We start from the raw sequence: 18,916 nt of genomic DNA on the forward strand, positions 1-18,916 counted from the left end.
GCGCTGATGACGCGACATTCAGGTATGGAGCGGTTCGTTCCGTGTTGACTGTCACAGACCGCCAATCTACCGTTGAATGAACGTATTTGACAGCGCAATTCGGCTAAACCACAGTATCGGATCATTTCATGGCACATGAATCGCCAGCACGAATCGACGCCCACCAGACTAGCGAGAAGGATTCCGGAACGGGTCCGGCACCCATTGAGCCAGACCTCAAAACAGTCCGAAAGGCCGTGGGAGCTTCCGCCATCGGCAACGCCACCGAGTGGTTTGATTACGGTCTGTATGCGGTCTCGACGGCGTACCTTTCTCAGCACTTCTTCCCCGGCGACAACGGTCAATTATGGACGCTGTCGTTGCTGGCTTTGTCCTTCATCATGAGGCCAATTGGCGGCATGGTCTGGGGACCGATCGGCGACAAGATGGGGCGTAAGGGCGTTCTCGCCCTGACGATCGTCCTGATGGCGGCCGCGACCTTCCTCATCGGCGTCCTGCCGGACGTCAATACCATCGGAGTCTTTGCCCCGATCCTGCTCGCGGTATTGCGTGTGGTTCAAGGGTTCTCCTCGGGCGGTGAGTACGGCGGGGCAGCGACCTTCATGGCCGAATACGCTCCCGATCATCGCCGAGGCTTTTACGGAAGCTTCTTGGAATTCGGCACCCTGGGTGGCTTCGCCTTCGGCTCGCTGATCGTCTTGATTGGGGAACTGACCCTCGGGAACGCGGCGATGATGGATTGGGGTTGGCGCATCCCGTTCTTGGTGGCCGGCCCTCTCGGCTTGATTGGATGGTATCTGCGGTCCAAGCTTGCGGAATCGCCGATCTTTGAGGAACTCGAAGGAAAGCAGCATCAAAGTTCGGTCGGTGGCGGGCTCAAAGAACTCTTCGCCCATCACAAGGGTCAGATGGCCATCGTGTTCGGCCTGGTCGTGGCCGTGAACGTCGTCAACTACACGCTGTTGACGTATATGCCGACCTATCTGGAAAGTTCCGTCGGCATGGACAGTTCCACCACGTTGACCGTTATGTTCATCGCGCAGTTCGCGATGATGGTCGTGATGCCATTTGGCGGCGCGCTCTCGGACAAGGTCGGACGTAAGCCCATGTGGTTCGTCTCGCTCATCGCGCTCTTCGTTCTGTCGGTTCCCATGTATTTGCTCATGGCGCAGGGCTTCTGGTTTGCGCTGCTTGGGTTCGCGGTTCTTGGCTTGCTCTACATCCCTCAGCTCAGCACCATTTCCGCGACGTTCCCGGCCATGTTCCCGGCTCCGGTACGGTATGCCGGATTCGCTATCGCCTATAACGTCTCCACCATGATCTTCGGCGGTACGTCGCCCATGGTGAATGAGGCCTTGATCGGGGCTACCGGTAACGACCTGGTACCTGCGTTCTACATGATGGGTGCCTGCCTGATTGGATTCATCGCGGTCTTGTTCATGAAGGAAACGAAGGGTGCCTCGTTGCGCGGTACCCAGGTTCCGGAGACAGGGAAGGTTCCGGTCTTCGAACCGGCCGCCACCGCCGGAGCCCACTAAACAGGCCGGTCCCGGAACAGGAGCTTGGGGACAATCCAGAGGTAGAGGATCATCCCGAGTAGCTCCACGAGGGATTGCAGCACCACGACGACGCCGCTCAATTCCCATCCCGCAGGGAGAGCGAGCGCGAGCGGTAGCACCACGAAGGAGTTGCGCGTTCCCAGGCTGAAGGCCAGGGTCCGGGAACCTCGGGGGCTGAGCCTGAACACCAGGCTCAGCCCCTTCGCTATCACTAGTGCGATGGCCAGGTACCCCACATAGACGGCGCCCGCGGAGGGAATGACGTCTACGGCCCCGGCGACGTCGTTGACGTGGCCGGCCATCACGAGAAAGATGACGGCGCCCAGCGCTGGAACGGGAATCCGTGACCACCACGATCGCCAGCGGGATTCTGCCGTCCCGTCGGATCGAGGATCCTCCGGATCGTTGCTGTGGGCGTCACGTGAACGAAGCCAAGCCTCCGTCAGCCAGGCGATCGTCAGGGGAACCACAATGACTCCCACTGCGGGCAGAATACCTGTTGGTCCCCACGCTGGCCCAGAGCCAGCGGGGGAGAGAAGTGCCCAATAGAGAGGGACCGCTGGAATTTGGAGGATTAGAGACAGCGGTGCCAGTGAAGCGGCACGAGACGCGTCACCTTTACCCAGGTGCGTAAAGGTGATGAACCAATCGGTGCACGGGGCAAGAAGGGTGATGATGATTCCGAGCCGAACCGCGGGGTTCTCCGGAAGCCACGGAAGAAGGGCCCCAAGAACGAGCGGTACCACCACGAAATTTCCCACCAGTGCGGCGGTGAGGAAACGCCAGTCCGACCACGCAGAACGAAGGGCCGAACTGGAAATTTGCGTGAACGTTCCGTACATAAGCAGAACAAGCGCTGCCCACACGGCGCTCGCGGAGAATGCCCCGATGAACGGCATGACCTGCCCGCAGGCCAAACCCGCCAGTGCGGCTCCCAGATAAATCCATACTTGATGGCGCTCCATAGCGGCCGTGAATTGAGAGCGGTCAGGCATGTGACCGTAGAGGCTCTGCGTCGGGGTCGGGCTCCTCGCCGATCTCGTGCGTGTGGAAACGAGCGCCATCCCTGGAGAAAATGCTGAGAATAACCGCCGGTTTGGATCCAGACGCCGTCACGGCGTGGGGAGTCAAGGTATCGAATTCGGCTGCTTCGCCAGCTCCCAGGGTCATGTCTCGTTCGCCGAGCTGGAGGCGCAGCTCTCCAGAGAGAACGTACAACCACTCGAATCCAGGGTGCACCCCCGGACGTGGTACCTCTCGGGTTGGCAAGTGCGTCATCTTGAACACGTGTACGGAGGAACCCTCTGGTGCCAGCGGTTCGACCACGACGCCCGCTCGCCGGAAACTGGGACGGCGTACACGAGGGTCTGGGGTGCTCGGGTGGACCAACTCGTCCAAGCTCATCCCGAGCTGACGGGTAAGGGGTAGGAGAAGCTCGAGGCTCGCTTGACGTTTTCCGGCCTCCAAGCGAGACAGCGTGCTCGCCGAGAGGCCCGCTCGTTCCGCGAGGCCTTCAAGCGTCAAGCCTTGCCCGAGGCGCGCCGCTCGTAAGCGCGGCCCAACACGAGATAGTTGATCGTCCATGGTTCCCCTACTTGTTGCTGTTTCGGCAAATAACTTTGCCACACAAGCAATCTCGAGTCTAGGCTCAAGGCATGACGATGCACCACGCTCACAACGACGATGCCACGACTGACCCTCGAGAATTTTGGGAAAACCGCTATTCCTCAGCCGAACGTATATGGTCCGGTCGGCCCAACGCCACGCTCGTTGGACTGGTCGAAGACCTTCCTGCGGGACGGTCGGTCGACCTCGGTTGCGGCGAGGGAGCGGATGTCCTGTGGCTCGCCAGCGCCGGGTGGGAGGCCACGGGCGTCGATATTTCTGCGACGGCCGTGGCGCGTGCACGGGCGGCGGCTGAAGATCAAGGACTCTCCGAGGCAACCCACTTCGAGGCTACGGACCTGGCCGTATGGAGCCCAATAGAGCCATTCGACCTGGTGACGGCCAGTTTCTTGCAGTCCCCGGTCGAATTGGATCGCGTGGAGATCTTGCGTCGGGCGAGTTCGCTGGTCGCCGAGGGCGGGAGACTGTGCATCATTTCCCACGCGGCGCCCCCGCCGTGGTCGGAAAGTGCTCGCGGACATGGGCCGGGCGATTTTCCTCAGCCGGAAGAGGACCTGAATTCACTGAATCTTGGCGCCGAATGGACCACGGAAATCTGTGAAGTTCGACGCCGAGAGGCAGAGGGGCCCAATGGAGAATTGGCGACGCTTTTAGACTCCGTCGTGGTGACGAGGCGACGAGGCTAGTTGCGGTCTTCCTTGGGGATCACGATCCAGGCGACGAGGTAAAAAATTGCTTGTGGCCCCGGAATGAGGAAGGACAGGATGAAGAGTAAACGGACTCGGGTGGGAGTCCAATCCAATGCTTCGGCGATGCCTCCGCATACTCCGGCGATGATTTTCTGATGACGTGATCTCTTAAGTGACATGCTTCCAGCCTAGGGCCGGGCAAGGCCTCGGCGCGGTGGAGCTGCCCCTACTTTTAAGCGAGAGCCAGCTATGAACGGAGCTTGAGCTTGCGGTAGCGGCTGATGGCTCCGTGAAGCTCCTGTGCCCGGGGCCAGGCTAGGTCTCCACGAGGCCCTCCTCGTCTCACAAGCGCGTCCAAGCCGTCCCGTTCCAGCCTTTCCATCACGTGGTGCACACTGGCCACGAGATCTGTGGACCCATCGAGTTCCCGGGTGACCGCCTCCAAGCACAGGGCGATGGCATTCGTTTGTGACGAATCCACGAGCTGAGCCAAGTAGGCGACGTCGATGTCTTCGCGGCCGACCTGAATTGAGTCGAGGCCACGGCCCCTCGCCGGTTTCCGCCGGTCCGAGGGGGATAGGGCATCCGCTTGGGGCACACGCCGGGGGCGACGTGCGAAAATCGGCTCTGCGGCGTCGTCGTTCCCGGTTGCGGTGGAGTCTCGGGCAGCGATCTCGTGGGCCCGTGCCGTGACGTCGGAAGGTATGTACTCGTCCATCGCGATCACGTGGTCTGCGACGCCGAAGAACGCCCCGGTTCCGCCGGCGACCAGCACGGTAGAGGTGTTGCGTTCTTCCAGAAGAGGGCGCACCCGGTCCACAAAGGGAGTAATGGGTTCCGAACCGGCAGGGATGAGTTCGCGCATTGCTGGATCGCGAATCATGAAGTTCGTGGCCGAGGTGTCCTCGTCAATGAGCAACAAAGACGTGCCCAACTCGAGAGCTTCGGCAAGATTAGCCGCCTGAGACGTGGAGCCGGACGCGTTCGTCGTCGTGAAGCTCTCGGTCCGTGTGCCCGACGGCAGGTTCGCGATGAAGGGCGAAATATCGACCCCGGTGACCGCGCGGCCGTCCTCGGCTCGGATGGATACGGCGTCGGGGGCGGTGAGGACCCATTCCCGTCCATCTCCACCGACGTGCGGGTAGACGCCGCGTTCCATGGCCCGCAGGAGTGTTGATTTCCCGTGGTACCCGCCGCCCACAATGACGGTGATACCGCGCGGCACACCCATCCCGGTGACGGTGCGCCCAGACGGAAGGGTGAACTCTTCACGGAATGTCTGCGGGCTACGGAAAGCGACTCCGGAGCGTAGGGGAAGGTCAGAATCGCCGGACGACCTCGGAAGGACCGATCCGTCGCCCACGAAGCTCACCAGGCCGCGATCTGCCAATTGTTGTTGGAGGTTCCGCTGATCGAGATAGAGGTCCACCTGTCGGCTCAGGGCTTCTTGGTCCATCCCCGACAAGAGCGCGGACCGCTCGATGAGATCGGGAAGATCATTGGTCAGCACATGGGCGGCTGCTCGCCCCTTGATGCGCCGACCGCCCGCCGGTAGTGAAACGCTGAGTCGTACCTCAACGGTGTCGTCGCTGACGACGACGTTGGTTCTTTCGAGAATTTCCTGCCCGGGCTTACTCATGCTGAGTCCGCGATAAGAGCATCCACAGAGAAGTTTGGTGAGATCGCGAGCGATGAAGTCTGCGGTGGCGACCCGGCGGTCGTGGCCCTCGCACATGGAGTGAGGTATCGAGGTGTCGGCCAGTGCAAAAATCACACGGATCGACGACGGTGGTGCGTAAGGGTCGGACTGTACGTGATCGATCACAAGGTCGAATTCCCCGTAATCGTAGCTCCCTTTCAGGCGCTTATAGGCGCCATAGCCGTTGCCGTCCAATTGGTGCAACGTGGACCTGAGACCCTGCAAAGTGTGATTCATCGAGAGCGTATTCGGGTAGGGAACATTAGTGTCTGGAAGTATAGTCGCTCAGGTCATTCCGTCGATAGGAGTCCAGTAATGTCCAACCACGTCAGCACCCAGATTCAGCTCGCGTCGAGGCCGACCGGATGGCCCACACACGAGAATTTTTCCACGACCACCGTTGAGTTGCCGGAGCTGGCCGACGGCCAGGTGCGCGTCCGAAACCTCTTCATGTCGGTTGATCCCTATATGCGTGGCCGCATGTCCGGCGCGAAAAGCTATGTGGCTCCCTTTGAGGTTGGGGAGACCATGACCGGCGGAGCCGTCGGTCGAGTGGTCGAATCGAAGAGCCCGGAATTGCCGGAAGGCGCTTACGTCCTACACCAGTTCGGATGGCGTGACCTCGCCCAGGACGACGCCGCCCAATTCCGTCAGATTTCCGAAATTCCGGGGGCGCCCCTGTCCGTGTACTTGGGCATGGTCGGCTTGACGGGAATGACCGCCTATATGGGATTGACCAAGGTTGCGGGACTGAAGGAAGGCGACGTCGTCTTCGTCTCGGGAGCCGCCGGCGCGGTGGGAACCGCTGTGGGGCAGATTGCCAAGCTCCTCGGTGCATCAACGGTGATCGGCTCCGCGGGAAGTGACGAGAAGACGGCCTTGCTGACCGAGAAGTACGGCTACGACGTCGCCCTCAACTACAAGGAGGCACCCATTCGGGAGCAGCTTGCGAAGGCTGCGCCGAACGGCATCGACGTGTACTTCGACAATGTGGGCGGAGACCATCTTGAGGCCGCGTTGGATTCCCTCAACCGCTACGGTCGGGCGGCCCTCTGCGGCGCGATCAGTCAGTACAACGTGACTGAGGCTCCGGCCGGGCCGGACAACATGGCGAATATGGTCAAGCAATCCTTGATGCTCAAGGGATTCATTGTGGGCGACTACATGGAGTACGCCGGTGAATTCCAGCAAGCCATGAGCTCCTGGTTTGGTGACGGCAAGATCCAGTACGACGAAACCGTCGTGGACGGCCTGGATCACGCACCGGAAGCCTTCATTTCCATGATGGAAGGCGCTAACACCGGCAAGATGATCGTCCGTCTTGATTCGGACGATCGGTAACCAGACGCCACGATCTCGGGACCCGGAAGGAATCCGGAGTCCCCACGCCGCCCCACGTCGGTCATCGACGTGGGGCGGCTCCGCACACAGGCCTCCCTGCTTCGGGAGGGGCGGTCGACCGCCGTCTTACCAATCGAGGTTCCCCGAAATGACGGTCCTCGTGGCGCCCGACACCCAGATCACCTCATCGTCCCGCGTGACGTGGATAAACCCTCCTCGTCCCAAGGTCGTTCCCTGTCGGGCACTATAGGAATGTCCGACGCGATGGGTGTCCGTAAACCATCGCGCAAGGCCGGCATTCAAGCTTCCTGTCACGGGATCCTCGGACGATCCGTCCCCGGCACCGAATGCCCGGACCTCAAGGTCCGCCGGAGCCGGATTTTCGCTGAAGAAACCGGCGACACCAATCTTCAGCCCAGAGGCCTTCACCAAGGACAGGTCGGGGTTGAGATCGAGGACGAACTGGGCAGAGGGGAGCAAAACTCCGACCCACCCTGGACCGTTATCGATCCACTGAGCATCACGGATATCCGACGGGTCGATTCTGAGGCATTCGGAGAGACGGCCCATTATCCGTGGCTCCACATTTTCGTATCTCGTCAGCGGGGGCGCCATAAAGGCGAGCCGATTCTCGGCGGACCGAACCCGAACCAGGCCCGCTTCGCATTCTTGAACGATGATCCCTGGGTGTCGAGGCCTTCCGCCGGCCTCCAGCCAAGCGTGCGCCGAGCCAAGGGTGGGGTGTCCCGCGAACGGAAGCTCTCTAGCGGGCGTGAAGATGCGAAGTCGGTAGTCAGCATCGGTTGAACGGGGAGCTAGTAGGAACGTTGTTTCCGAGAGATTCGTCCAGTTCGCGAAGGACAGCATTTCGTCGTCACTCATGGAATCGGCGTCGTGGACCACGGCCACCGGATTACCCGGAAGCGGTCCCGGGGAAAAGACGTCGACCTGTCGAAATGTGCGAGTCACTGGAACCTCGAACCTCACGGAAACTACACCCAAGGGGTGCCTGGAATGTTTCCGATCCTATCGGTAGGGTCACCATAGGTGTGAGACGCGTGTCTCATGTGCCGTGCCTCAGAGCGGCGTCTTTGAAGGAGCAAGCCACATGATCGAAGCCACGACGACCGATGAGGTCTTAGAGAAGATCGAGTCACGGAGGGTTGAGCTCCGAGGGGCACAACGGTTGCCCGTCGCTCTGAACGTTTGGGGCGAGCCGGCGCACGCCTCGGGAATTGTGCTGGTGGTTCCCGCGATGGCTACCCGGGCCCGTCACTACAATGCCTTTGCGCGATGGCTGGTCAGCCAAGGTTTCATGGCGGTCACCTTTGATTTTTCGGGATACGGAGATTCTCTCGAGGGGTCTTTGCGGAACTCCTCGGTGGACATTTTGGATTGGGGCCGGGACTCACGCATCGTCGTGGACTGGATACGTGAGAGTTATTCGGATCTGCCGGTCACGTGGGTGGGGCATAGCCTGGGCGGCCAACTTTTGGGGCTTGCGGGGGACCGGGGCGTAACAAAGAGTATTTTTGTGGCCACGGGGGTGGGCTCCGGTTGGAAATCCCCCTGGCAAACTGCGCTCCCAGGCGCAGTGATGTTTTTCCTTGTGGGTCCCATAGCTCGACGAATGTGTGGGTACTTTCCAGGGCGAAGATTGCGGTTCTTTGGCAATCTCCCTGCGGGGGTCATGGCCCAATGGACGCGCTGGGTTGCTTTCCCCCGTTATATATTGGGCGAACGGCCGTGGTTGGCGCCGGGGTATTCAGGCATTACGGCGCCCATTACAGCCATTTCCTTCGAAGACGACGTCGTCATGTCGAAGGCCGCACTCAAAACTCTGCTCGGCTTCTACCGGAGTTCCGATCGGAGACACTTTCGGTATGCGCCGAAAGATTTAGGGGTTTCGTCGGTGGGTCACATGGGGGCCTTTCGAGGTGTGAATGCGAGGATTTGGGAGACGGTGATTCTTCCGCACCTGGCGTCCGTCGAGGATTCCCCTCAATATAATTAGCCATGCTATATAAATGGGGGTATCATCGTGAGCATGTCAGATTCGCACTCACCTCGATCGTCGTCCGGGCCCGAAAAACTCACTCAGAGTGAATCGCGGAAAGCCACCGGACTGATTGTTTCGGCGAGCCGTTTTGTGCGGGCCGCGTCGCGTCACAGTGGTCGTGAGAGGTCGACCATCGTCTTGCGCGTGCTGTCGAACCTCACTCTGAGCGGCCCCATGAGAATCGGAGACCTCGCTTCTGCTGAGCACATCACCCAGCCGACCATGACGGGGGTTCTCAAGAGACTCGAGAATGAGGGGCTCGTCAGCCGGCAATCGGACCCCTACGATGGGCGCGCCCAGTTGATGGAGATCACCGTCTTGGGCAAGAAGGTCTTGAACGACTTTCGGCGCAAGGCTACGCAGAAAATTCAACCGGCTATTGCGAACCTCACCGAAGAAGAGCGAGAGGTTCTGTGGAGGGCCGCAGCCATTTTTGACTCAGTCGCCAACGATCTCGACCTTTCGAAGTCTTAGTTGCTCCCTCGCGGGGCTCGCGGAAGTGGGCCCCGCGAGCGCCGCCGAGTGCGCTTCTGAGAAGTATATTTTTTTACTCATAAATATAGCTAAGCAATATGAAACGCCGTTTCTTGAGGACGGCATTGCCGCTAAGGAGGCAATTACTCGCATGACCACTAGTACTCCAACGGACTCCCGGCCAATGGTCGATGCGCCAGGCGGGTCTGCCGCGGATCAGCGGAAGCCCGGAAAGCCATCGATGTTCAAACAGCCCATCGCAGTGTGGGCCATTGCTTTCGCATGCATGGTTTCGTTTATGGGTATCGGGCTCGTGGACCCGATCCTCCCGGCGATTAGCCGCGAACTCGACGCCACGGCGGGGCAGACCATGCTCCTCTTCACGAGCTACCTGTTCATCACGGGCATCGCGATGTTCTTTACTGGATGGGTCTCCAGCCGCATTGGCATAAAGACGACGCTACTTATTGGACTCGTGCTGATCGTCGCGTTCGCAGCCTTCGCAGGCTCGTCGGGAACCGTGGGTGAGATTATCGGGTTCCGAGCAGGATGGGGCCTCGGTAACGCCTTGTTCATCTCGACGGCGCTTTCGGCGATCGTCGGTGCCGCGGCGGGTGGAAGCAGTCAAGCGGTCATGCTCTACGAAGCCGCTCTTGGTATTGGCATGGCGGTCGGCCCACTGGTCGGCGGTGTGCTCGGATCCCTCTCGTGGAGAGGGCCGTTCTTTGGTACCGCGGCTCTCATGGCGGTCGGATTTATCGCGATCGTAGCCCTATTGCGCTCGCCGAAGAAGGGCACGGCTCAGCGCAGTGAGAAGCACGCTCTCACGGCAGGTTTTGTGGCGCTCAAAGATCCTGCCCTCCGGGCCTTGGCCTTCACCGCGTTGTTCTACAACTTTGCGTTCTTCGTGTTGCTCGCGTACTCCCCGTATCCGTTAGAGGCCGCCGCGGCCAAGTCAGGTTCTGAATTCGGTGCGCATCAGCTGGGATTCGTCTTCTTCGGGTGGGGCCTCGCCTTGGCCATTGCCTCCGTGTTCATTGCCCCCATCCTGACGCGAGCCTTCGGTCTACGGCCGGTATTGTTCTCCATGCTCGGACTGTTGGCCGTGACCATGATCTTGGCCGCGACGCTTCATGGCTCCCTCGTGGGTCTCATCGTCCTGATCGTCATTGCTGGACTTTTCCAAGGCGTGATGAATACGGCGTTGACCGAAACCGTCATGGAGGCAACGAGCCTTCCTCGGTCCATCGCGTCCTCGACCTACTCGGGTGTGCGCTTTATCGGTGGCGCCATTGCGCCTGCCGTTGCCGGACCCGTGGCCGATGCCGTGGGAGCCGGCGCACCGTACTGGATGGCCGTGTGCACGTTGGCGATCGCGATCTTGGTCTTGGCCCTTTCCGGACACCACCTGGTGCCGAAGCGCCCCCATGAGTCCGCAGAGGATGAGGCAGAAGCGATCACCGTCGGCGCGGACTAGTTCGCCGTCGTCTCGGTGCCGTGACTGGCGTGTGACACCAGTTCGGCTCGTCGTCCTTCCGGAGAAAAAATCTGGGATACGCCGCGTTGGTGGCTTCCGACCCAGTGTGTATCTACCATTCCTACGGCTTCCATCAATGCGTAGGCGGTGGTGGGGCCCACGAAGGAGAAACCCCGGCGCTTGAGCTCCTTGCACAAGGCAACGGACTCGGAAGACTGCGTCGGAACGTCGGAAGCGGCCTCGGGGGCCGGGGTGCTGGTGGGAGCAAAGGACCAGATGAGTGAGGGGAGGCCTGGCTCGATGTCCAAGGTCGCACCATTCTGGAGAGGAAGCGTCCATCCCGCCAGCACAGGCTCCGTGTGATCTCGGAGTGCGATGGTTGCACGCGCGTTGGAAATTGCGGATCGAATTTTGGGGCCGCTGCGGATGATGGCGGCGTTGCCGACGAGACGTTCGACGTCGTCATCGGTGAAGCGTGCCACGACGTCGGGATCGAAGTCCGCAAAGGCTTCGCGAAATGCTTCCCGGCGAGCCAGAATGGTCGCCCACGAAAGACCAGCCTGGAATCCTTCGAGACATAACCGCTCGTAGAGGCCAGCCTCGGAGACGACGGGTATTCCCCACTCGTGGTCGTAGTAGTCACGCATCATCGCGCTACCGTTGGCCCATTCGCTTCGCGCCAGCGAGCTTTCAGAGGGTGCGTCATTCATGAGGTGCGTCCTGTCATTCTCAACGTCATGTTGAATCGTCCGTGTTTCACTGGGCCATCCGGCGGTGCCGTCTCAGGGAGGATCTTCGGAACTCCGTGGAACATGTACCGGCTGGGTCCTCCGAAAACTATCAAGTCGCCCGAAGCTAGCCGGACATCGCGGAACGGTTTGTTCTTTGTTTGTGGATTACCCACCCGGAAAAGCGCGGTATCCCCAACGCTGACGCTCACGACTGGCTCAGAGGACAGCTCATCTTTGTCTTGATGCATTCCCATCGAGGCGCTCGGTTCGTAGTAATTGATGAGTGCGACGTCGGGCGTATATGTAGCGGCCCAGGCGGTTAGCTCATCCTCGTTGAGCCCGGGCCAATCGGGTGCCTGGTCCCGAGGATAAGCATCGGCGAGGGCGCGACGTCCCCATCGGATCAGCCAGTCAGGAACGGGCAGGGGTGAAGCGCCGCCGAACTCCCGCGCTTGGGGCTGCAATCCGGCAGAGTCCCAGTGCCAACCCAATGAAGTCATGCGGACGGACATCGGATGCCCATGAATGAGCGGCGAATGTGGGGGAATCGGGCCCCGACCCCAATGGTCCCACTGGCCGACCAACCAGCGTTGGTGGTCCAGGGGCAACCACCCGGGCACGTGGACGACACCGGGCACAATTTGGCGGGGTTCCCGGTCGAAAGCGTCGTCTCCGAAGAGACCTGCGGCGTCGTTCATCAAGGCCCTTTCTGATTCCGGAATATCAATGGCGATGGAGTGCCGGGATACCGAAAGCTCGATCATCGCCCATCATGACCAAAGATCCGCCGGCCGCGCCCCACCAGGTGGAGTGTCGCGGCCGACGGATCTTTGAGGTCGGTACACCCAGGAACTAGCCCTTGGTGTCTTCGTCGACCCAATCGAGAGTCCTCTGTACGGCCTTCTTCCACAGGCGGTACTGACGCTCGACCTCGTCAACGTCCAACTTGGGCGTCCACCGCTTATCTTCCTGCCAGTTGTCCACGACGTCCTGCTCGCCGTCCCAGAAACCGACGGCGATGCCGGCCGCATACGCCGCACCGAGGGCCGTGGTCTCGACAACCTTCGGACGAATCACCGGAACCTGCAAAAGATCAGCCTGGAACTGCATCAGGAATTCGTTGGCCGTCATGCCGCCGTCCACGCGAAGTTCGGTGAGGTCCACATCGGAATCAGCGTTCATCGCATCGATCACTTCGCGGGTCTGGAAGGCGGTAGCCTCCAATGCCGCGCGCACAATGTGTGCCTTCTTGACGTAGCGGGTCATTCCGACCAAAACGCCGCGGGCATCAGGGCGCCAGTACGGCGCGAACAAGCCCGAAAACGCCGGGACGAAGTACGTTCCACCGGAGTCCTCGACCGACGTCGCCAGAGCTTCGGTTTCGTTGGCGTCGCTGATGAGCTCGAGGTTGTCGCGCAACCACTGGATCAGGGAACCGGACACGGCAATCGAGCCTTCCAAGGCATATACCGTGTCGGCTTCGCCGATCTTGTACGCGACCGTGGTCAACAGGCCGTTATCAGAGAACACAGGCTCCTTGCCGGTGTTCATCAACATGAAGTTGCCGGTTCCGTAAGTGTTCTTCGACTGGCCGGATTCGAAACAGGCTTGTCCGAACGTTGCGGCCTGCTGGTCGCCCAGAATGCCGGCAATGGGGGTGCCCCGCAGGAATCCGCGAGCGTCGCCGTGACCGTAAATCTCTGCGGAGGACTTAATCTCCGGGAGCATCGACATCGGAATGCCGAAGTCCTTGGCGATGTCCTCTTCCCACTCCAGGGTCCGGATGTTCATGAGCATGGTGCGCGAGGCGTTGGTGACGTCGGTGACGTGCACACCGCCCTTGGTGCCACCGGTCAGGTTCCACAGCACCCAGGTATCGGTAGTGCCGAACAGGAGGTCGCCGTTGTCGGCTTTCTCCCGTGCGCCTTCGACGTTGTCCAGAATCCACTTCACCTTGGGGCCGGCGAAATAGGTGTTCAGGGAAAGACCCACGCGGTCGTGGTACTTGTCGTATCCATCATCACCGGCAAGTTCATCGCAGATGGCCTGCGTGCGGGTGTCTTGCCACACGATGGCGTTGTAAATCGGCTTGCCGGTGTTTTTATCCCAAACCACGGCGGTTTCACGCTGATTGGTGATGCCAACGGCGGCGACGTCGTGGTGGTTGACCTCGACGTCGGAGAAAGCGTCCGCAACCGATTTACGCACATTGCGCCAAATCTCCTGAGGGTCGTGCTCGACCCATCCCGCCTTCGGGAAGATCTGCCGGTGCTCGTGTTGGCCAATGGTTTTAATTTGGCCCTTTTTATCGAACAAGATGGCCCGGGAACTGGTCGTGCCCTGGTCAATGGCGAGGATGTATTTCTTATCAGTTTTCATAGTTTCGGAGAACAGTGCCCTGTTCGTTCTCTCATCCTTTGCAGCGTTCATGAGGTATGCCTTTCGAGAATGGTCGCATCATTGCGACCGTGGACATCAGAGGGACACGGCCAGCGGAACGACGAGGGCGGCGAGCAGACCGCCAACGATCGGACCGAAGACGGGAACCCAGGCGTAGGACCAGTCCGAGGATCCTTTGCCGCGGATCGGCAGGATCGCGTGGGCAATGCGGGGACCGAGGTCACGAGCCGGGTTGATCGCGTAGCCCGTGGGCCCACCGAGAGAGATGCCGATGGCCAAGACGACCAAAGCGACCGGCAACGGACCGACCTCACTGGGCGTCTTGTCAGAGAAGAGGACGAAGGCGATCAGCACAAAAGTCGCGAAAATCTCGGTCAGGAAGTTCCATCCATAAGAACGGATTTCGGGACCGGTCGAAAAGACTCCAAGCTTGTCGGCTGCGGGAGCTTCGAGGTCGAAATGCTTTTTGTGCGTCAAGTAAACGAGAACCGCGCCAATGATGGCGCCGACTAGTTGGGCCAGAATGTAGATGAAAACGTTGCCCGCGGTGGAAGGGATGCCTTCAGCCAAATCCTTGTGAGCGGCCCAGAAGGACAGCGTGACCACGGGATTCAAGTGTCCACCCGTGGCGTAGGCAGCGTAAACGCCGGCATAAACGCCGAGACCCCAGCCGAAGGCCACCATGAGCCAGCCACCGGCGTGGTTCTTGGTGCGGGGGAGAACCTGTCCGGCGACGACGCCGCAACCGAGCAGAACCAGAATGAGGGTGCCCACGAATTCGGAGGTGAACATGCCGAGTGTCGTCGGAACGCCATCTTTCATCAGGTCAGGGGCAATTCCGAGGATTCCGGGAGAATCCGCGGCGAGGACTGAAACGGCCATTGCTGCTACTTTCCGACACGTCGTCGTGTCTGTGTTTCCTAGAATTGCCGGGGCGATCCCGGCGGGTGATTGATGAAATGGAGAATCGGGCGGGACAATAAGGCCCCGCCCGATTCCCTAGGGACTAGTTCTTGCCCAGAATCTTGCGAGGCATGATTTCGGGGTCGGCGGTCACGCTCTGGGATGCACCTGCGTCATCATTCTGCTCTTCGGCGCGTGCAATATTGCTGACACGCTGAGCATAGTTGTCGAATTCGCGTTTGCGGTCTTCGGCGCTCCATCCCAACTCGGGGGACATGATCGCCAAAATTTCTTCGGCGCTGGACAGGCCACGGTCCCGTTGCTCGAGGTCGAGCCGTACCCGGCGCATCAAGACGTCCTCGAGGTGAAGAGCGCCTTCGTAGCGAACCGCGAGTAGAACCTCCGCCCGAAGGAACATTGGGGCGTTGGTGAGCGGCTTCCCGAGCTCGGGGTCTTCCTGGATCAGGTCGAGGACGTCGTCGATTTCCGAACCGTAACGATCCAACAGGCTATCCACACGCGCTGCGGTCCAGCCGAACTGCTCGGCGATCTGACCCGCACGTGTACGAGCCGCCTGGTACCCCTGGGCCCCAACCAACGGAATGTCTTCCGTAATGGATGGCCGTGCACCCGCGGTCGCTCCCAGCGCAAAGTCCACGGCATCCCTGGCCATGATGCGGTACGTGGTGAGCTTGCCGCCGGCAATGGCGGACATGCCGGGTACCACCTCGGCGACGGTGTGCTCGCGGGAGACCTTGGTCGACTGCGTTGACTCGTCACCCTTGACGCCCGGTTGAAGGAGCGGACGGAGGCCTGCGTAGGTCGAGATGATGTCGTCCCGGGTCAGTGGCTTGTCCAGAATCGCGTTGGCGTGGTCCAGGATGTAGTCGATATCCTGCGCCGTCGCCACGGGGCGAGCGACGTCCTGATCGTAGGGCGTGTCCGTGGTTCCGATGACCCAATAGCGCTGCCACGGAATGATGAACAGCACCGACTTTTCGGTGCGCAAGAAGATGCCGGATTCGGCATTAATGCGTTCGCGGGGCACGACGATGTGTACGCCCTTGGATGCCAAGACCTCGAGTCCCTGCTCCTTGCCGGTCAGGGATTCGGTCTCTTCGGTCCAGACCCCGGTCGCGTTGATGACGTGCTTGGCTCGAACCTCGCGGACCTCCTGGGTTTCGAGATCGGTTACCTTAGCGCCGATCACGCGGCCGGTTTCGGACTTGAGGAGTCCCGTGACCTGGGCGCGGCTGGCTGCCAAGGCGCCGTATCCGGCGGCTGTACGGATGAGGTCGATGACCAAGCGTGCATCGTCGACGCGTGCATCGTAGAAGCGGATGGCTCCGGTGAGCGCGTCATCCTTGATGTCGGGGAAGAGCTGCTTTGCGCCCTTCTTGGAGTAATGCTTTTGGGTCGGCACGGTCTTCTTACCGCGGGCGCCCGCGATGGCCATCGCGTCGTACATGCCGATGCCGATCGCGGAGTAGCTGCGTTCGATGACCGGCATCTTCAGGGGCCACAGGAAGGGCTGGGCCTTGACCAGGTGCGGGGCCAAGCTGGTGAGGAGAAGGCCGCGTTCCTTGAGGGCTTCCGCAACCAGCTTGAAGTCGAGGTTCAGCAGGTACCGCAAGCCTCCGTGAACCAGCTTTGAGGACCATGCCGAGGTTCCGGAAGCCCAGTCGCCGGCGTCCACGACGGCAGTGCGCAGACCGCGCGTCGCGGCATCGAGGGCAATTCCCGCGCCCGTGACTCCGCCGCCGATGACCAGGATGTCTACGCCTTCTGAATCGCTCATCGCATCGAGTGCTTCGGCGCGGGAGGCCGCGGTCAGGTGTGTTGCGGCAGTTTTCATGACATCTCCTTGATGTTGGCGGCTAGGGTTCTCGACGTCGATGGTGGGGTGACACTCGTGACGTCTCTCTCCTAGTTGTAGTCGACTATGAAAGAATGATCAGGACTATTGAACGAACGTGCACTTTGGGTGGGGTGGACATGAACAAACGTGATGATCTGGCTCACAAAGCGGCGACCATGTATTACCTGCAAGACCTGACGATGGATGCGGTGGCCAAAGAGTTTGACGTGTCTCGAGCCACAGTCTCCCGACTCCTTAAATACGCGAGGGATACGGGCCTGGTTCGGATCACCTTGGGGGAGCCCACGGGGGAAGGGGATGAACTCGAATCTCGCTTGGAAAAGCTCTTCGATATCAACGCTCACGTCGTCCCGGTGCGGAGCAGTTCCTCGCCCATACATCAGATGGAACAGGTCTCGCGTGTGGCGGCGGTAGAGCTCGACCGGCTCATGGATCCCGGAACGATCCTTGGGGTGGCGTGGGGCTCCACGGTCACGGAGCTCTCGCGCCATCTGGTTCCCCGGAAGGTTCCGGACTCCGTCGTGGTGCAGCTCAACGGGGCGGGTAATGCTCGACGCTCCGGAATCCCGTACACGGGGGCGATCCTCAACTCCATTGCGGAGGCCTTTGGCTCGCAAATCGTCCATTTCCCGGTTCCGGCATTTTTCGACTTTGCCGACACCAAGCAGGCAATGTGGCGCGAGAGGAGTATTCGCGGGGTGCTGGGATTGCAGGCACAAGCCGACGTCGCGCTCTTCGGGGTGGGAGCCATCCACGGACCCCTCCCATCGCATGTCTACAGTTCGGGATACCTCGACGACGCTGACTTTGCTGCTCTTTCGCGAGAGCAAGTGGTAGGCGATATCTGTACCGTACTTTTGCGCGAGGACGGAACATGGCAGGACATCGAGATGAATCGTCGGGTTTCGGGGCCGACGCCGCAGGAGTTGCGGCGCATCGAACATCGGCTCTGTGTGGTCTCGGGGCCGCATCGGGCCGCTGCTCTCTTGGGCGCCTTGAGGGCTCGCGCCGTCACCGACCTGGTAGTCGATGCGCTGACCGCCAAAATCCTCCTGGATAAGACTGCGGGAGTTGTCCGCTAGTCGGTCACAACAATTTAACTTGGCGGGCTGATTCTTCGAGAGCGCATCGCACGGCCTCGATGGCAGGGCGCTTGGCCATATCGCGACGGGCCGACGTGAAAACAGTCCGGTGGGGAAGGTTGGGTAATTCGATCAACCGAACCCGAGGCGTGGTGCCTGACCAGGCAAATCCCGGGAGCAAGGCGACGGCCAGGCCCCGTTCAACCAAGTCTATGTGTGCCCGAACGTCATTGAATTCGAAGGTGACTCGGGGTTCGAAGCCGGCCGTTCGGCACACATGTTGCGCCCAGCCCCGGCTCGCGTTTTCGCGCGATTCCATGACCCAGGAGGCCTCGGCCGCATCCTTAATGGATTGAATGGTGGATTCTGGGCGGACGGCTAACATCACGGGATCTTCGTTGAGTGGACGAGAATCGAGCTCATTGAATTCACGAACCGACCGGTGCGGATATTGCTCCGCAACCACCAAGTCGATGTCGCGCATGTGGGTTTGTTCCAGCGCGGCCTCCGGCTCACGTTGAATGACTTCGACGTTGAGATGGGGATAAGAGGCCCCCAATGCTTCCAGGGTCGGCGTCAATAGGGCCATGGCCGCCGTCTGGAAAATGGCGAGCCGGACGGTGCCGCCGGGGGTCTCCTCGGTCGCCTCCAGGGCTGTCTGGGCGAGTTCGAGTTCGTGGAGGATCTTTTCCGTGTGTTTAATTAGCGTCCGAGCTTTGAGGGTCAAGCTCACGCCGCGACCGTGTTTTTGCAGTAATTTGTGCCCGCATTCCCGCTCCAGCGCGGCAAGTTGTTGGGAGACCGCGGAAGGTGTGTAACCAAGCGTGTCGGCCGTTTCGGAGAGCGTTCCCCGGTAAGAGAGTTCCTGGAGAACGCGCAATTTTTTGACGTCGAGCATGGGCTCCAATTCGTGAGCTGATCTGTTGGATACCTGTAAGTTCCTATAACTTTTGCTTACCTAAGTCATGGTACATACTTGGGGAAGACGTGCGTGCGC

At 60.5% G+C, this 18,916-nt stretch carries 18 protein-coding genes; 7 read left to right on the top strand and 11 right to left on the bottom strand.

Features of this window, described 5'->3' with window-relative positions; translation table 11 throughout:
- The first annotated feature begins 128 nt into the window (after nt 1–128).
- On the top strand, nt 129–1,538 hold the full coding sequence (locus D8M21_RS09255; RefSeq protein ID WP_053089944.1) for an MFS transporter: 1,410 nt from the start codon (nt 129–131) through the stop codon (nt 1,536–1,538).
- On the opposite strand, the gene D8M21_RS09260 is transcribed toward D8M21_RS09255, so the two are convergent.
- Nucleotides 1,535–2,554 (bottom strand): arsenic resistance protein, encoded by a 1,020-nt coding sequence (locus D8M21_RS09260; protein ID WP_048678907.1) that lies wholly within the window; start codon nt 2,552–2,554, stop codon nt 1,535–1,537. The two genes, D8M21_RS09255 and D8M21_RS09260, sit on opposite strands and share 4 nt — an antisense overlap.
- A complete protein-coding gene (locus D8M21_RS09265) occupies nt 2,547–3,143 on the bottom strand; it encodes a helix-turn-helix domain-containing protein (protein ID WP_048678905.1) in 597 nt (198 codons plus the stop codon). The genes D8M21_RS09260 and D8M21_RS09265 overlap by 8 nt, the downstream gene beginning before the upstream one ends.
- Nucleotides 3,144–3,214: 71 nt before the next feature.
- On the opposite strand from D8M21_RS09265, the gene D8M21_RS09270 reads away from it, so the two are divergent.
- Nucleotides 3,215–3,871, top strand: a complete 657-nt coding sequence (locus D8M21_RS09270) for a class I SAM-dependent methyltransferase (protein WP_048678901.1) — start codon at nt 3,215–3,217, stop codon at nt 3,869–3,871.
- Here D8M21_RS09270 and D8M21_RS09275 read toward each other — a convergent pair.
- Together D8M21_RS09275 and D8M21_RS09280 are read right to left on the bottom strand one after the other, a co-directional pair.
- Nucleotides 3,868–4,053 carry a PspC domain-containing protein gene (locus D8M21_RS09275; protein WP_048678898.1) on the bottom strand — a complete coding sequence of 62 codons (186 nt, stop codon included), beginning with the start codon at nt 4,051–4,053 and terminating at the stop codon, nt 3,868–3,870. The genes D8M21_RS09270 and D8M21_RS09275 overlap by 4 nt on opposite strands.
- 68 nt (nt 4,054–4,121) lie before the next feature.
- Entirely contained in the window at nt 4,122–5,810 is a 1,689-nt protein-coding gene (locus tag D8M21_RS09280) for an ABC-ATPase domain-containing protein (protein WP_048678896.1), read from the bottom strand.
- 78 nt (nt 5,811–5,888) lie between these two features.
- Here D8M21_RS09280 and D8M21_RS09285 point away from each other — a divergent pair, with 78 nt between their 5' ends.
- A complete protein-coding gene (locus D8M21_RS09285) occupies nt 5,889–6,914 on the top strand; it encodes an NADP-dependent oxidoreductase (protein ID WP_048678895.1) in 1,026 nt (341 codons plus the stop codon).
- A gap of 126 nt (nt 6,915–7,040) precedes the next feature.
- Here the strand turns inward: D8M21_RS09285 and D8M21_RS09290 are convergent, their stop codons facing one another.
- Nucleotides 7,041–7,883, bottom strand: coding sequence for a PhzF family phenazine biosynthesis protein (locus D8M21_RS09290; RefSeq protein WP_048678892.1), 843 nt, complete (start codon nt 7,881–7,883; stop codon nt 7,041–7,043).
- Between the two features lie 139 nt (nt 7,884–8,022).
- Here D8M21_RS09290 and D8M21_RS09295 point away from each other — a divergent pair, with 139 nt between their 5' ends.
- The 3 genes from D8M21_RS09295 (at nt 8,023) to D8M21_RS09305 (ending at nt 10,924) form a co-directional block, all read left to right on the top strand.
- Nucleotides 8,023–8,928 (top strand): alpha/beta hydrolase family protein, encoded by a 906-nt coding sequence (locus tag D8M21_RS09295; RefSeq protein ID WP_048678889.1) that lies wholly within the window; start codon nt 8,023–8,025, stop codon nt 8,926–8,928.
- A 33-nt stretch (nt 8,929–8,961) separates the two neighbouring features.
- A complete protein-coding gene (locus D8M21_RS09300; protein WP_048678887.1) occupies nt 8,962–9,447 on the top strand; it encodes a MarR family winged helix-turn-helix transcriptional regulator in 486 nt (161 codons plus the stop codon).
- Nucleotides 9,448–9,598: 151 nt separating this feature from the next.
- Nucleotides 9,599–10,924, top strand: a complete 1,326-nt coding sequence (locus D8M21_RS09305) for an MFS transporter (RefSeq protein WP_082156645.1) — start codon at nt 9,599–9,601, stop codon at nt 10,922–10,924.
- On the opposite strand, the gene D8M21_RS09310 is transcribed toward D8M21_RS09305, so the two are convergent.
- From D8M21_RS09310 to D8M21_RS09330, 5 genes are all read right to left on the bottom strand, one after another.
- Nucleotides 10,921–11,634, bottom strand: coding sequence for a DNA-3-methyladenine glycosylase I (locus tag D8M21_RS09310; protein ID WP_048678882.1), 714 nt, complete (start codon nt 11,632–11,634; stop codon nt 10,921–10,923). The two genes, D8M21_RS09305 and D8M21_RS09310, sit on opposite strands and share 4 nt — an antisense overlap.
- On the bottom strand, nt 11,631–12,419 hold the full coding sequence (locus tag D8M21_RS09315) for an alpha-ketoglutarate-dependent dioxygenase AlkB (RefSeq protein ID WP_238651259.1): 789 nt from the start codon (nt 12,417–12,419) through the stop codon (nt 11,631–11,633). The genes D8M21_RS09310 and D8M21_RS09315 overlap by 4 nt, the downstream gene beginning before the upstream one ends.
- An 88-nt stretch (nt 12,420–12,507) precedes the next feature.
- The gene (glpK, locus tag D8M21_RS09320; RefSeq protein WP_082156644.1) at nt 12,508–14,034 is read right to left on the bottom strand and encodes a glycerol kinase GlpK; all 1,527 of its coding nucleotides are present in this window, start codon (nt 14,032–14,034) and stop codon (nt 12,508–12,510) included.
- A 96-nt stretch (nt 14,035–14,130) separates the two neighbouring features.
- A complete protein-coding gene (locus tag D8M21_RS09325; protein WP_065424217.1) occupies nt 14,131–14,937 on the bottom strand; it encodes an MIP/aquaporin family protein in 807 nt (268 codons plus the stop codon).
- 124 nt (nt 14,938–15,061) lie between these two features.
- On the bottom strand, nt 15,062–16,813 hold the full coding sequence (locus tag D8M21_RS09330) for a glycerol-3-phosphate dehydrogenase/oxidase (RefSeq protein WP_126855830.1): 1,752 nt from the start codon (nt 16,811–16,813) through the stop codon (nt 15,062–15,064).
- Nucleotides 16,814–16,953: 140 nt separating this feature from the next.
- On the opposite strand from D8M21_RS09330, the gene D8M21_RS09335 reads away from it, so the two are divergent.
- Nucleotides 16,954–17,919, top strand: coding sequence for a sugar-binding transcriptional regulator (locus D8M21_RS09335; protein ID WP_048679035.1), 966 nt, complete (start codon nt 16,954–16,956; stop codon nt 17,917–17,919).
- A gap of 4 nt (nt 17,920–17,923) precedes the next feature.
- Here D8M21_RS09335 and D8M21_RS09340 read toward each other — a convergent pair whose 3' ends face one another.
- A complete protein-coding gene (locus D8M21_RS09340) occupies nt 17,924–18,817 on the bottom strand; it encodes a LysR substrate-binding domain-containing protein (RefSeq protein ID WP_048678873.1) in 894 nt (297 codons plus the stop codon).
- Nucleotides 18,818–18,916 lie beyond the last annotated feature (99 nt).

The sequence above is a fragment of the Kocuria sp. HSID16901 genome (genome assembly GCF_003989425.1).
Classification (GTDB): Bacteria; Actinomycetota; Actinomycetes; order Actinomycetales; family Micrococcaceae; genus Rothia; species Rothia massiliensis.

What these genes read in the sequence shown, in the direction of transcription:
- D8M21_RS09275 (WP_048678898.1), bottom strand. Translation starts at nt 4,053, where the DNA reads ATGTCACTTAAGAGATCACGTCATCAGAAAATCATCGCCGGAGTATGC.
- D8M21_RS09310 (WP_048678882.1), bottom strand. Translation starts at nt 11,634, where the DNA reads ATGAATGACGCACCCTCTGAAAGCTCGCTGGCGCGAAGCGAATGGGCC.
- D8M21_RS09260 (WP_048678907.1), bottom strand. Translation starts at nt 2,554, where the DNA reads ATGCCTGACCGCTCTCAATTCACGGCCGCTATGGAGCGCCATCAAGTA.
- D8M21_RS09305 (WP_082156645.1), top strand. Translation starts at nt 9,599, where the DNA reads ATGACCACTAGTACTCCAACGGACTCCCGGCCAATGGTCGATGCGCCA.
- D8M21_RS09265 (WP_048678905.1), bottom strand. Translation starts at nt 3,143, where the DNA reads ATGGACGATCAACTATCTCGTGTTGGGCCGCGCTTACGAGCGGCGCGC.
- D8M21_RS09330 (WP_126855830.1), bottom strand. Translation starts at nt 16,813, where the DNA reads ATGAAAACTGCCGCAACACACCTGACCGCGGCCTCCCGCGCCGAAGCA.
- D8M21_RS09325 (WP_065424217.1), bottom strand. Translation starts at nt 14,937, where the DNA reads ATGGCCGTTTCAGTCCTCGCCGCGGATTCTCCCGGAATCCTCGGAATT.
- D8M21_RS09295 (WP_048678889.1), top strand. Translation starts at nt 8,023, where the DNA reads ATGATCGAAGCCACGACGACCGATGAGGTCTTAGAGAAGATCGAGTCA.
- D8M21_RS09280 (WP_048678896.1), bottom strand. Translation starts at nt 5,810, where the DNA reads ATGAATCACACTTTGCAGGGTCTCAGGTCCACGTTGCACCAATTGGAC.
- D8M21_RS09255 (WP_053089944.1), top strand. Translation starts at nt 129, where the DNA reads ATGGCACATGAATCGCCAGCACGAATCGACGCCCACCAGACTAGCGAG.
- D8M21_RS09340 (WP_048678873.1), bottom strand. Translation starts at nt 18,817, where the DNA reads ATGCTCGACGTCAAAAAATTGCGCGTTCTCCAGGAACTCTCTTACCGG.
- D8M21_RS09270 (WP_048678901.1), top strand. Translation starts at nt 3,215, where the DNA reads ATGACGATGCACCACGCTCACAACGACGATGCCACGACTGACCCTCGA.
- D8M21_RS09315 (WP_238651259.1), bottom strand. Translation starts at nt 12,419, where the DNA reads ATGATCGAGCTTTCGGTATCCCGGCACTCCATCGCCATTGATATTCCG.
- D8M21_RS09285 (WP_048678895.1), top strand. Translation starts at nt 5,889, where the DNA reads ATGTCCAACCACGTCAGCACCCAGATTCAGCTCGCGTCGAGGCCGACC.
- glpK (WP_082156644.1), bottom strand. Translation starts at nt 14,034, where the DNA reads ATGAAAACTGATAAGAAATACATCCTCGCCATTGACCAGGGCACGACC.
- D8M21_RS09300 (WP_048678887.1), top strand. Translation starts at nt 8,962, where the DNA reads ATGTCAGATTCGCACTCACCTCGATCGTCGTCCGGGCCCGAAAAACTC.
- D8M21_RS09335 (WP_048679035.1), top strand. Translation starts at nt 16,954, where the DNA reads ATGAACAAACGTGATGATCTGGCTCACAAAGCGGCGACCATGTATTAC.